The sequence below is a fragment of the Pseudomonas sp. CFBP2511 genome (genome assembly GCF_030209255.1).
GTDB classification, from domain to species: Bacteria; Pseudomonadota; Gammaproteobacteria; order Pseudomonadales; family Pseudomonadaceae; genus Aquipseudomonas; species Aquipseudomonas avellanae.
The window spans coordinates 66,226-78,718 of record NZ_JARVSI010000018.1 but is presented as its reverse complement, the minus strand read 5'-3'; the positions used below and the strand labels follow the sequence as shown (position 1 = coordinate 78,718).

At 57.6% G+C, this 12,493-nt stretch carries 13 protein-coding genes; 6 read left to right on the top strand and 7 right to left on the bottom strand.

All coding sequences use genetic code 11. From position 1 onward, the window contains the following. Position 1 precedes the first annotated feature (1 nt). From ngg to QRN38_RS15465, 3 genes are all read left to right on the top strand, one after another. The gene (gene ngg, locus QRN38_RS15475; protein ID WP_044392447.1) at positions 2 to 1,750 is read left to right on the top strand and encodes an N-acetylglutaminylglutamine synthetase; all 1,749 of its coding nucleotides are present in this window, start codon (positions 2 to 4) and stop codon (positions 1,748 to 1,750) included. 82 nt (positions 1,751 to 1,832) lie between these two features. Then, complete coding sequence (locus QRN38_RS15470; RefSeq protein ID WP_005616285.1) at positions 1,833 to 3,029, top strand: osmoprotectant NAGGN system M42 family peptidase; 1,197 nt, start codon at positions 1,833 to 1,835, stop codon at positions 3,027 to 3,029. A 72-nt stretch (positions 3,030 to 3,101) separates the two neighbouring features. Then, a complete protein-coding gene (locus QRN38_RS15465) occupies positions 3,102 to 3,329 on the top strand; it encodes a YheU family protein (RefSeq protein ID WP_004879420.1) in 228 nt (75 codons plus the stop codon). A gap of 2 nt (positions 3,330 to 3,331) precedes the next feature. Here QRN38_RS15465 and csrA read toward each other — a convergent pair whose 3' ends face one another. The 4 genes from csrA to QRN38_RS15445 all read right to left on the bottom strand — a co-directional run bounded on the left by csrA (position 3,332) and on the right by QRN38_RS15445 (position 5,549). Next, the gene (gene csrA / locus QRN38_RS15460; RefSeq protein ID WP_010220168.1) at positions 3,332 to 3,526 is read right to left on the bottom strand and encodes a carbon storage regulator CsrA; all 195 of its coding nucleotides are present in this window, start codon (positions 3,524 to 3,526) and stop codon (positions 3,332 to 3,334) included. Between the two features lie 169 nt (positions 3,527 to 3,695). Continuing rightward, positions 3,696 to 4,028, bottom strand: a complete 333-nt coding sequence (locus QRN38_RS15455; protein WP_011103636.1) for a YnfA family protein — start codon at positions 4,026 to 4,028, stop codon at positions 3,696 to 3,698. A 223-nt stretch (positions 4,029 to 4,251) separates the two neighbouring features. After that, on the bottom strand, positions 4,252 to 5,067 hold the full coding sequence (locus tag QRN38_RS15450) for an SDR family oxidoreductase (RefSeq protein WP_057418500.1): 816 nt from the start codon (positions 5,065 to 5,067) through the stop codon (positions 4,252 to 4,254). A gap of 104 nt (positions 5,068 to 5,171) precedes the next feature. Next, positions 5,172 to 5,549, bottom strand: a complete 378-nt coding sequence (locus QRN38_RS15445) for a DUF2784 domain-containing protein (RefSeq protein ID WP_057418499.1) — start codon at positions 5,547 to 5,549, stop codon at positions 5,172 to 5,174. A 324-nt stretch (positions 5,550 to 5,873) separates the two neighbouring features. On the opposite strand from QRN38_RS15445, the gene QRN38_RS15440 reads away from it, so the two are divergent. After that, positions 5,874 to 6,032 carry a DUF3309 family protein gene (locus tag QRN38_RS15440; RefSeq protein ID WP_002552554.1) on the top strand — a complete coding sequence of 53 codons (159 nt, stop codon included), beginning with the start codon at positions 5,874 to 5,876 and terminating at the stop codon, positions 6,030 to 6,032. 130 nt (positions 6,033 to 6,162) lie between these two features. Here QRN38_RS15440 and QRN38_RS15435 read toward each other — a convergent pair whose 3' ends face one another. From QRN38_RS15435 to QRN38_RS15425, 3 genes are all read right to left on the bottom strand, one after another. After that, the gene (locus tag QRN38_RS15435; RefSeq protein ID WP_010202721.1) at positions 6,163 to 7,821 is read right to left on the bottom strand and encodes a cation acetate symporter; all 1,659 of its coding nucleotides are present in this window, start codon (positions 7,819 to 7,821) and stop codon (positions 6,163 to 6,165) included. Then, on the bottom strand, positions 7,818 to 8,129 hold the full coding sequence (locus tag QRN38_RS15430; RefSeq protein WP_002552552.1) for a DUF485 domain-containing protein: 312 nt from the start codon (positions 8,127 to 8,129) through the stop codon (positions 7,818 to 7,820). The genes QRN38_RS15435 and QRN38_RS15430 overlap by 4 nt, the downstream gene beginning before the upstream one ends. Before the next feature lie 247 nt (positions 8,130 to 8,376). Continuing rightward, the gene (locus tag QRN38_RS15425; protein WP_057418498.1) at positions 8,377 to 9,231 is read right to left on the bottom strand and encodes a glycine betaine ABC transporter substrate-binding protein; all 855 of its coding nucleotides are present in this window, start codon (positions 9,229 to 9,231) and stop codon (positions 8,377 to 8,379) included. Positions 9,232 to 10,296: 1,065 nt separating this feature from the next. On the opposite strand from QRN38_RS15425, the gene mlaY reads away from it, so the two are divergent. Then, complete coding sequence (gene mlaY / locus QRN38_RS15420) at positions 10,297 to 11,595, top strand: lipid asymmetry maintenance lipase MlaY (RefSeq protein WP_007245694.1); 1,299 nt, start codon at positions 10,297 to 10,299, stop codon at positions 11,593 to 11,595. Further along, positions 11,588 to 12,400 carry an MlaA family lipoprotein gene (locus tag QRN38_RS15415; protein ID WP_005767596.1) on the top strand — a complete coding sequence of 271 codons (813 nt, stop codon included), beginning with the start codon at positions 11,588 to 11,590 and terminating at the stop codon, positions 12,398 to 12,400. The genes mlaY and QRN38_RS15415 overlap by 8 nt, the downstream gene beginning before the upstream one ends. Positions 12,401 to 12,493: the final 93 nt, after the last annotated feature.

The window sequence follows — 12,493 nt, the reverse complement described above, 5'->3', positions numbered from 1 at the left end:
GATGAAACAGAACGCGACGACTTATAGCCAACGCCTGTTGCGCGGACAGTCGCCCTCGTATGAACGCCTGCAAGCGCGCCTAGCCGAAGATGGCAGCCAGATCGATGCAGAGCCGTTGGCCCTGCATTGTGGCTGGGGGCGCCTGCTGATCGGTCATACGTATCCTGACCCGGCAGCGCTGGCACAGGACCTGCTTAACGAGAAAGCCGGCGAACGCGACATTGCCTTGTATGTGGCCGCGCCACAGCAGGTGCTGGCGCAAGCGCCGCAACAGTTGTTTCTCGACCCGTCGGACACGTTGCGTCTGTGGTTCAGCGACTACCGTCCGGCGCAGCGCGTGTTCCGCGGTTATCGTATCCGCCGGGCGCACAACGAAACCGACTGGCAGGCCATCAATAACCTGTACCTGGCACGCGGCATGTTGCCCATCGACCCTGCCCTGCTCACCCCGCGTCATCAGGGCGGCCCGGTGTACTGGGTGGCCGAGGACGAAGGCAGCAACACGATCATCGGCAGTGTCATGGGCCTGAATCATCAAAAGGCGTTCAACGACCCGGAAAAAGGCAGCAGCCTGTGGTGCCTGGCGGTTGACCCGCAGTGCACACGCCCAGGTGTGGGTGAGGTGTTGGTTCGCCATCTGATCGAGCATTTCATGAGCCGTGGCCTGAGCTACCTTGATCTGTCGGTGCTGCATGACAACGAGCAGGCCAAGGCGCTGTACGCCAAGCTGAATTTTCGCAATCTGCCGACCTTCGCCATCAAACGCAAAAACGGCATCAACGAATCGCTGTTTCTAGGCCCTGGCCCGAAGGCGGACTTCAATCCGTATGCGCGGATCATCGTCGAAGAGGCCCATCGTCGCGGTATTGACGTGCAGGTAGACGATGCCGATGCAGGGCTGTTCACGCTTTGCTATGGCGGCCGTCGTATTCGCTGCCGGGAATCGTTGAGCGACCTGACCAGCGCGGTCAGCATGACACTGTGCCAGGACAAGAGCCTGACCCACCGCGCCCTGAAAGCGGCCGGGCTGCGTTTGCCGGCGCAGCAGCGGGCGGGCGATGAGGCCGACAATCGTGCGTTTCTCGAAGAGCACAAGCAAGTCGTGGTCAAGCCGCTCGATGGCGAGCAAGGCCAGGGCGTCGCGGTTGACCTGCGCACGCTTGAAGACGTGCAGAGCGCCATCGAACAGGCCCGTCAGTTCGACAGCCGGGTGATCCTGGAAAGCTTTCACGAGGGCCTGGACCTGCGCATCGTGGTGATCGGCTTTCAGGTGGTGGCCGCTGCGATACGTCGCCCTGCAGAAATCATTGGCGATGGCCGTCACACCATCAAGCAGTTGATCGAAGCGCAAAGCCGTCGCCGTGCTGCCGCGACCGATGGTGAAAGCCGTATCCCGATGGACCAGGAAACCGAGCGCACAGTGCGTGAGGCCGGTTTTGACTATGCCGATATCTTGCCGATGGATCAGCGTTTGGCCGTACGCCGCGCTGCCAACCTGCACACCGGAGGCTGTCTGGAAGATGTCACGGCCATCTTGCACCCGGTACTCAGTGACGCAGCGGTACGTGCTGCCCGAGCGCTGGATATTCCGGTGGTCGGCCTGGACCTGATGGTGCCCGCTGCCGATCAGCCCGACTATGTGTTCATTGAAGCCAACGAACGCGTCGGGCTGGCCAACCATGAACCGCAACCTACTGCCGAACGTTTCGTCGATCTGCTGTTTCCGCACAGCCTGCCTGTGCATATCTGATCGCAGCTGCGAGTAACAGGCTGCACACCGGGGTTTTGACCCTGGCAGCCTGTGGCTTGCAACTGCTCCATAAGGAGCATTCATGACCCCTGCAACCATTCCCGATCCGGATCTGAAATACCTGCAGAAAGTTCTGTTGGAAATGCTCGCGATCCCAAGCCCCACGGGCTTCACCGACACCATCGTGCGCTACGTGGCCGAGCGTCTGGAAGAACTGGGTATCCCGTTTGAATTGACCCGTCGCGGCACGATTCGCGCAACCCTCAAGGGTAAACAGAACAGCCCCGACCGCGCAGTATCCGCGCACCTGGACACCATTGGTGCCAGCGTTCGGGAGGTCAAAGACAATGGCCGTCTGGCGCTTGCCGCCGTCGGCTGCTGGTCCAGCCGGTTTGCCGAAGGCAGCCGGGTCAGCGTGTTCACGGACACCGGCGTGATCCGTGGCAGCGTGTTGCCATTGATGGCGTCCGGGCATGCCTTCAATACCGCTGTGGATGAAATGCCGATCAGCTGGGACCACATCGAGCTGCGCCTGGATGCCTACTGCACCACCCGCGCTGATTGTGAATCACTGGGCATCGGCATTGGCGACTTCGTGGCATTCGACCCGCTGCCGGAGTTCACCGAGAGCGGCCACATCAGTGCCCGCCATCTGGACGACAAGGCTGGTGTTGCCGCGCTGCTGGCGGCGCTCAAGTCGATCGTCGAAAGCGGTGCCGAGCCGCTGATCGACTGCCATCCACTGTTCACCATCACCGAAGAAACCGGCACCGGTGCAGCGGGCGTGCTGCCCTGGGACGTGAGCGAGTTCGTCGGTATCGACATCGCACCGGTCGCACCCGGCCAGCACTCCAGCGAACACGCGGTGAGCGTGGCGATGCAGGACTCGGGCGGTCCTTATGATTACCACCTGTCTCGTCATTTGCTGCGTCTGGGCGTGGAAAACGAGCTGCCGGTCCGCCGCGACCTGTTCCGCTACTACTACAGCGATGCGCATTCTGCGGTGACGTCGGGGCACGATATTCGTACCGCCCTGCTGGCTTTTGGCTGCGACGCCACCCACGGCTACGAGCGCACCCATATCGACAGCCTGGCCGCGCTCAGCAAGCTGCTTGGCGCGTACATCCTCAGCCCGCCAGTGTTCGCCAGCGATGCCAAACCGGCGCAGAGTTCACTGGAGCGGTTCAGTCATCAGATTGAACATGACGCGCAGATGGAGTCCGACACCCGCGTGCCGCCGGTAGACAGCCTGATCGGGCAGAATCGCGAGGAGAGTTGAGGCTCCGTGAATTGAATTGCGGTGCCTGGCACCGCAGTTCTATCATCGCCGCTCATCGACAAGAGAACCGCCATGCTTATCCCCTACGATCAACTGGAACCTGACACCCTCACCCGCCTGATCGAGGACTTTGTCACCCGCGAGGGCACTGACAACGGCGACGAAACGCCCCTGCAAACCCGTGTATTGCGCGTCAGACATGCGCTGACCAAAGGTCAGGCGGTGATCTTTTTCGACCTTGAGAGCCAACAATGTCAGTTGATGCTCAAACACGATGTGCCCAAAGAGTTTTTTGACTGAGGCTATGGCTGCGTCTGCACGGCCTGCTGCGAAAGCTTGTTGGCGATTCGCTTGTACACCTCGGCCCGGTGAACCTTGATGTCCTTGGGCGCACTGATGCCCAGTCGGACCTGATTGCCGTTCACGCCCAGAATCTGCACGGTGATGTCATCACCAATGGAAAACGTTTCGCCAATGTCCCGCGTCAATACCAGCATGTGTTTTGCCTCTTCGTTACGCAAAAGAGGCAGGGTGCATCGCAAGCGAAGGGGCTTCAATGCACTGATGGCAAATCAGTAACGTCCTGCAACCGCATCGGAAAAGACTGAAGGAAACGTCTTACTTTCTAGTCAAAATTGTAGGAAATGCCGCTGTTGGCTGACCGTTTCAGGGCGCTGACCAGCGCGGCCCCAGCAGAATGATCGTCGCGCCGATCACGCAAAACGCCAGCCCCAGCCAGTCGGTGCCCAGCGGCCTGACCCGCTCCACCAGCCCCAGCCAGGCAATCGACGCCACAATGTAAATCCCGCCATACGCCGCATAGGCTCGCCCGGCATAAGCCGCTTCCACACGCGTCAACAGCAAGGCGAACAGCGTCAGGCTGATCAGCGCCGGAATCACCCACAGCGCACTTTTACCCTGACGCAGCCAGAGCCAGAAAGCGTAGCAGCCAGCTATCTCGAACAGGGCGGCGAGGAAAAACCACAGGTAATTGAGCATGAAAGGTTCTCGGGACAGGGCTGAACGATGCGCGCAACCCTATCAGAAAACTGTGCGGTCATGACCGAGATGGCTTCTGACCGGTGGGCGCGCGTAGGGAGCGATAATCTTAACGACCACTATCGTGCGACGCTCCGCGTCGTATGCCGTTCTGGACGCTCCGCGTCCTCTTTGGCGACGCAGAGCGTCGCGAACTGCTTGAGCGTGCGCAACGATGTCTCAGTCAGGCGTGCCCTTTCTGGGCCTTTGCGCGCATTTTGGCGCACATCACGGTCATCTCGTCGTACATCGCCTGTGGCTGCTGGCGCTTCATGTCCCAGGCCAGGCGGCCTTCTTCGTGGGGCAGGATCATGAATTCGCCTTCGGCTACCTGCGTGAAGATGTAATCGGCAATGTCTGTAGCGGTGATCGGGGATTTTTCCAGCAGCCTGCCGATCTGCGCTTTCATCGCCGGGGTGGGGCCGCGAAAGGAATCAAGCAGGTTGGTCTGAAAGAACGACGGGCAGACCACATGCACGCCGACATCCTGATCGCGCAGTTCAACCAGCAGGCTCTCGGAAAGCGCCACCACGCCCGCCTTGGCAACGTTGTAATTGCTCATGGCCGGGGCCTGCATCAGCGCGGCCATTGAGGCGATGTTGATGATCTTGCCCTTGCTCGCCTGCAACATCGGCAAGAACGCTTTGCAGCCTTTGACCACGCCCATCAGGTTGATTGCAATCTGCCAGTCCCAGTCTTCCAGCGACAGCTCGTTGAAGAAACCACCCGACGCCACGCCTGCATTGTTGACGATGATGTCCATGCCGCCGAAGCGCTCTTCGCAGGTCTGAGCGAATGCGGTGAGCTGGCTGTAATCACGAACGTCGCAGCGCTGAACAAAACCGTCACCGCCCGCCTCGCGTACCAGGGCCAGGGTTTCCTGCAAACCGGCATCATTGATATCCGACAATGCCAGCCGCCATCCATCGCGCGCCCAGCGCAGTGCCATTTCACGGCCCAGACCAGAGCCGGCGCCAGTAATCATGATGCGGTTTTGCATAACCGAGTGCCTTGTGAGATGCCGAAGTTGCCTGAGTGTAATCACAGCCAAGGCCCGACAAACCCACCATCAAGGTGCTGAATGCCTGGAGCAAACCCGCAGCCTCATGAGCGCCGCGCGCGGGACACGTAATGCACCAGCAGCCTGCCGTACACCATCACATTGACCAGCACAACAATGCCGCCCAGCCAGAGTTGCACGCCAGGCGTCAGCCCTGCCGGGTAAATCAGCGGGATCAGGTAATGCTCGACAAAGCCCCCGTCATAACCCTGCTCGCCAGCGCTACTGCGCAGGGCATTTTCCAGCGGTGTCAGCGGGCAATAGAGGTGCAGAAACTCGACTGCCGCCCCCCAGATGATGGCCGGAACGTGCAGCAAGGCCAGCCAGGGCCTTTTCCATACCAGCAGCCCGCCAAACAGAACGAACACAATGAACAGGAGGTGAAACGCCACTACCGCATCTGCCGCTATTCGATAAAACATCGGCGTGCCCTCAGCCGTGACAGAATGTGGGAGGTCTAGCCCACCGACACCAATAAGCGAGAGCTTACACGCCATTAAGTTCAATGATTTCTAAGACTATTTCACGTTATTACTTGCTGATAAGACTGAATTATTGTCGGACAAAAACGCATCAAACCCATGATTTTAATGATTTTTTGAAGATGTAAGAAAATGTTGAAAATAAGCCGAACCTTTACCGAACACGCGCAGTCGGATGTTTCAAGCAGGCAAATAAAGCGCCCTTCGTGGCAAACGATTTAACTGCAATAGCTATTTAACTGGAATTCAAAGAGGGAACTCGTCATGGGCATCGGCACTATTCTTATCATCGTTCTGATTCTGCTGCTGGTCGGCGGTCTTCCGGTATTCCCGCACTCGCGCAGCTGGGGCTACGGTCCGTCGGGCATCATCGGTACGATCCTGGTGATCCTGCTGATTCTGGTGTTGCTCGGCAAGATATGACCCGCTGCTTCAAGCAGTGAGTAGTAACGAAAACCCCGCTTTCTCAAGCGGGGTTTTTTATGGCCCTAAAAAAACCATCGCCCATGAAAAAGCAGCCCATGGGGGCTGCTTCGTTCGTTGCACGTGCTACTTAGTGAGAAACCGCACCGCTGGCACCCAGCCCCGTCTGCGACCGGACGAACTGCGGGTAGAACAAGGCGCGTTCGCCCTCTGCCGCTTTCGACTTGTCGGTGATGGAGAAGAACCAGATACCCACGAATGCGATGGCGATAGAGAACAGCGCCGGGTATTCGTAAGGGAAGATGGCTTTAGGGTTGTGCAGGATCTGCACCCAGATGGTCGGGCCGAGCACCATCAGCACCACAGCGCTGATCAGGCCCATCCAGCCACCAATCATGGCGCCACGGGTGGTCAGGTTTTTCCAGTACATGGAAAGCAGCAGTATCGGGAAGTTGCAACTTGCCGCGACGGAGAACGCCAGGCCCACCATGAACGCGATGTTCTGACTTTCGAAAGCAATACCCAACAGGATCGCCACGACAGCCAGTGCAATGGTGGTCATTTTCGAGATGCGGATTTCGTCTTTCTCGTTGGCTTTGCCCGCCTTGATCACACTGGCGTACAGGTCATGGGAGACCGCCGACGCACCGGCCAGCGTCAGACCGGCAACCACCGCCAGGATGGTCGCGAAGGCGACGGCAGAAATGAAGCCCAGGAACAGACTGCCACCGACCGCATCGGCCAGGTGAATCGCCGCCATGTTGTTGCCGCCCAGCAAGGCACCCGCTGCATCCTTGAATGCCGGGTTGGTGCTGACCAGCAGGATCGCGCCAAAACCGATGATGAAGGTCAGGATGTAGAAGTAGCCGATAAAGCCAGTGGCGTAGAGCACCGACTTACGGGCTTCCTTGGCATCACTCACGGTGAAGAAGCGCATCAGAATGTGCGGCAGACCCGCCGTACCGAACATCAACGCCAGACCCAGCGAGAACGCCGAGATCGGGTCTTTTACCAGCCCGCCCGGGCTCATGATCGCTTCACCTTTAGGGTGAACCTTGATCGCCTCGGAGAACAGCATGTTGAAGTCGAAGTTGACGTGTTTCATGACCATCAGCGCCATGAACGAGGCACCGGAAAGCAGCATCACCGCTTTGATGATCTGTACCCAGGTGGTCGCCAGCATGCCGCCGAACAGCACGTAAAGGCACATCAGAATACCGACCAGCACCACTGCAACGGTGTAGTCCAGACCAAACAGCAACTGGATCAGCTTGCCCGCACCGACCATTTGCGCAATCAGATAAAACGCCACCACCACCAGCGAACCACAGGCAGACAGTGTGCGAATCTCTTTTTGCTTGAGGCGATAAGAGGCTACGTCGGCAAAGGTGTATTTACCCAGGTTACGCAGGCGCTCGGCGATCAGGAACAGAATGATCGGCCAGCCCACCAGGAAGCCGATCGAGTAGATCAGGCCGTCGTAGCCGGAGGTGTAGACCAGTGCGGAAATACCCAGAAAAGAGGCTGCCGACATGTAGTCACCAGCAATCGCCAGACCATTCTGAAAGCCGGTGATCTTGCCACCCGCCGAGTAATAGTCCGATGCGGTCTTGTTCTTCTTTGAGGCCCAGTAGGTGATGTACAGCGTGAACGCGACGAAGATCACGAACATGACGATCGCAGCGACGTTCAGGGGTTGTTTCTGTACTGCGCCAGTCAATGCATCTGCCGCCCAGAGGGTCGGCGCGAATGCGGCCAGGCCAAGTGCTGCTGATAGGCGCCGGATCATTGCTGAGCCTCCTTCAGGATGGCGTTGTTCAAGTCATCGAATTCGCCATTGGCACGGCGAACATAGATGGCGGTCAACACAAACGCAGAAAGGATCAGCCCTACGCCTATCGGCATTCCCCAGGTAATGGTTGAAGTCGGGCTCAACTTGGCACCCAGAATATGGGGCCCGTAAGCAATCAAAAGAATAAAGGCCGCATACAGGCCAAGCATGATCGCCGAGAGAATCCAGGCGAAACGCTCTCTTTTGGATACCAGCTCCTTGAAACGGGGGCTGTTTTGAATCGAGAGGTAAATGCTGTCGTTCATTGTTTTTGTCCTCGCAGCACAGATGAGATGTCACGTAACGCACTTTAGTCGGGTCCGGCGCGCACTCCAGACGACCTTAGTATTAGAACGACATTAGCCGTAGATGCCTGGCTCTGCACAGCGCAAATGCACCGCCAGTCCGTAGCTTGAGAAAATACCCTGATCGCGCAACGTAAAAAGCCGTCTGGCGATAACACCAGACGGCCTTGACAGGTTCTTGAGAGCCTCTTTGCAGAGCGTTTCGAGACTATTTAGCGGTCCATGCAGCGACCCGGTCCGGGTGCTTGGCCACCCAGTCTTTTGCGGCAGCTTCGGGCTTGGCACCGTCCTGAATAGCCAGCATCACTTCACCGATTTCATCCTTGGACGCCCACTGAAATTTTTTCAGGAAGGCGACGACTTCCGGCGCTTTTTTCTCAAGCGTCAGGCTGGCGACGTTATCGACGGTTTCAGCAGCGCCATAGACGCCTTTAGGGTCGTCGAGGAAACGCAGTTTCCACTTGGCGAACATCCAGTGCGGTACCCAGCCCGTCACCACGATGGCCTTTTGCGCCTTCTCGGCGCGGGTCAGCTCGGCAATCATGCCTGCGCCGGAACTGGCCTGCAGTTTGTAGCCATCCAGGCCGTAATCCTTGATGGCCTGATCGGTCTTGAGCATCACGCCCGAGCCCGCATCGATCCCGGTGATCTTCTTGTTGAAGGAGGCGTCGGTCTTCAGGTCTTCGATGCTTTTGGCTTTTACATACTCGGGCACGATCAGGCCGATCTTCGCGTCCTTGAAGTTGGGGCCATAGTTGACGACCTGGTCCTTGTACTTGGTGTAGTACTCACCGTGAGTGCCCGGAAGCCAGGCAGACAGCATCAGGTCCAGCTTGTCGGTCGCCACTGCCTGCCACATGATCCCGGCCGCGACTGCCTGCAGTTTGACGTCGTAGCCCAGCTTCTGCTTGATCACCTCGGAGGCCACGAAGGTCGTTGCAACGCTGTCGGACCAGCCTTCTACATAGCCGATGGTCAGGGTTTTGGTTTCAGCAATCGCTAGCGTGGAGCTGACCGCAAGTACCAGAGCGGCACCCGCCCCCAGTATTTTTCGCATCATCATTATCGCTTCCCCGGAAGTCTGCACCGACGGTTGTCGGGCTTCGTCAACGTTGTTTTCAAAACCGCTCCCACACCCCGCACGCTTTGATCGCCGCCACGCGCAGTGACACGCAGCAAATGCGACCGTAATCATCAACCTGCCGGGCAAGCAGGCATGCTCTGGCTACGACACTGGGGCAATGGGAAACGACAACATGAAGTCATCAGCGACAAGCGCTGCAGAAAAACGTCTGAACCTGCTCGTTTTATAAAAGGAAACAGGATGTGTTACCGCGACTCACATCCACCGGCCCGAACGGGTAACACGGGAACAGTTTTTCCAGCGTAGCCCACTCATCTCGCCCCATAGCACAGCTAAGTCATTGTTTTAAAAGGCTTTGAAAAAGTTGGCACAGCTTCTGCTATCTCTCTTGCACAACAAAAACAAAAAACGACGCAGCAAACCAATAAAAACAAGACGTAACGGCTCTGACATAACAAGAACAAAACGGACAGAGGCGCAGCTAACAGATTTTTTTGGAGTGGATCAGCTTTACAGGGACCTTTCGGTGAAAGGCCTCGCGACCGGACAGAGAACAATAAAACTACCGTCAGGTAGCTCCAGAACCGGTGGGATCAGGCTGTTGTGCAGACAGATGATTAAAGTGAATCAGCGCTCAAAAAAATACGTTTGCTCTTGACCCTGATTGGGGGTCGCACAAGAACGCTGTAAAGGGACTGGTCGCCAACAACAAGAACAGGCCGCCCTATAACAATAAAAAGAGCAGGTAAAACACATTGGAGGAGAGCCACGGCTCTCCTTTGTGCTTTGTGCCTTCTGAAAAACCGCCGCACAAACCCGGCATTGTTGCTGGATATAGCGGCGACGAGCCCCGACCGCTTGGGCATAGCGCCCAATCTGCGCCGCATGCGAAAAAATAAACCGCATATCTGCGTTGAAAAATCCCCGAAACGTGTATTGTTCCGTCATATTTACACGGTTAACCGGTGGATGCGGCACTTTGGCACTACACCTTGGTCATAGCCTGCGTATCTCATCAGCACTTCTTTCCCAAGGGATTTAGTCATGCTCCGTTTTCTGCGCTTCGCTACCGTTATAGGTGGCTTGTGTTTAAGTGCGTCCGCTCTGGCGACCAACGTCGACCCCGCCACCTATGGCTACCCGCTGACTAATCCGTTTGAAGCGACCATTGCCAGTACACCGCCCGATCTGCGCCCCGACCTGCCCGACGATGAAGACATCGATCAGGACGTCTACACGCTGAATCTGCACCCTGAACGCGAGTTCACGCTGCCCGACAACTTCTGGGCCGTAAAAAAACTGCACTACCGTCTGGCCAGACAGGATCATGCCGCACCGCTGATCTTTTTGATCGCTGGCACCGGCGCGCCTTATAACAGCACCATCAACGAATTCCTGAAGAAGCTGTATTACGGCGCGGGCTACCACGTTGTGCAGCTGTCTTCGCCGACCAGCTATGACTTCATGAGCTCGGCGTCGCGCTTTGCGACCCCTGGTGTTTCCACCGAAGACGCAGAAGACCTTTATCGCGTGATGCAGGCCATCCGTGCCCAGCAAGCGCAGTTGCCAGTCACCGACTACTACCTCACCGGGTATAGCCTCGGGGCGCTGAACGCCGCGTTCGTCAGCAAGCTGGATGAAACGCGACGCAGCTTCAACTTCAAGAAAGTGTTGCTGCTCAACCCGCCGGTCAACCTCTACACCTCGATCAGCAACCTCGACAAACTGGTTCAGACCAACGTCAAGGGCATCAACAACACCACCACGTTCTATGAGCTGGTGCTGGCCAAGCTGACGCGCTACTTCCGGCAAAAAGGCTACATCGACCTCAATGACGCACTGCTGTTCGACTTCCAGCAGTCCAAGCAGCACCTGACCAACGAACAGATGGCCATGCTGATCGGCACATCGTTCCGCTTCTCGTCGGCCGACATCGCGTTCACCTCGGACCTGATCAACCGTCGTGGCCTGATCATTCCGCCGAAATTCCCGATTTCCGAAGGCACCAGCCTGACGCCGTTCCTCAAGCGCGCCCTGCAATGCGACTTCGATTGCTACCTGACCGAACAGGTCATTCCGATGTGGCGTGCCCGCACTGATGGTGGCAGCCTGCTGCAACTGGTGGATCAGGTCAGCCTGTACGCGCTGAAGGATTATCTGCACAGCAACACCAAGATCGCCGTTATGCACAACGCGGACGACGTGATTCTGGGCGCAGGTGATCTGGGCTTTCTGCGCAAGACATTTGGTGATCGTCTGACCGTTTATCCTTACGGCGGGCATTGCGGCAACCTTAACTACCGCGTCAACACCGACGCCATGCTGGAGTTTTTCCGTGGCTAAACGTCTTTTACTCCTTGCCGCACTGCTGTGTGCTGGCACGGTCCAGGCCGCTGACGCGGACACCGGCAACAAAGCTCAGCACCCGGCCACGGTAGCGCGCCAGACCGATGCGGACGGCTTTACTCAGCCGCTGAAGTCGCTGCAGTTCAACCCCGGGCTGGATCAGCGTGAGTTCGAGCGCGCCTCGATCAACGCACTGGAAGTCTACGATCCGCTGGAATCGTGGAATCGCCGGGTCTATCACTTCAACTATCGCTTTGACGAGTGGGTGTTCCTGCCTGTCGTGGATGGCTACCGCTACGTCACGCCCGGCTTCGTGCGCAGCGGCGTGAGCAACTTTTTCAGCAATCTGGGCGACGTCTCCAACCTGCTGAACAGCCTGCTGCAGTTCAAGGGCGAGCGTTCGCTGGACACCACTGGTCGTCTACTGCTCAACACCACGATCGGTATCGCCGGCCTCTGGGACCCTGCGACCATGATGGGTCTGCCACGCCAGAGCGAAGACTTCGGTCAGACACTGGGCTTCTATGGCGTGCCTGCCGGCCCTTATCTGGTGTTGCCGCTGTTCGGCCCGTCGAACCTGCGTGACACCGGCGGTATGCTGTTCGACTACACCGCAGAAACGCAGATCAACTTCCTCAACGTCGCTGAAGTCAGCAGCGATCACCCGGAAATCACCCTGCTGCGTGCAATCGATCGTCGCTACGTCACCAGCTTCCGTTATGGCCAGCTGAACTCGCCGTTCGAATACGAGAAGGTGCGCTACGTTTACACCGAGTCGCGCAAGTTGCAGATCGCCGAATAAGCGCAGACGCAATAAAAAACGGCCAACCGAGCAATCGGGCTGGCCGTTTTTCATGGGCACTTTTAACTGCCCGGCTACTCACATGCCTCAGGC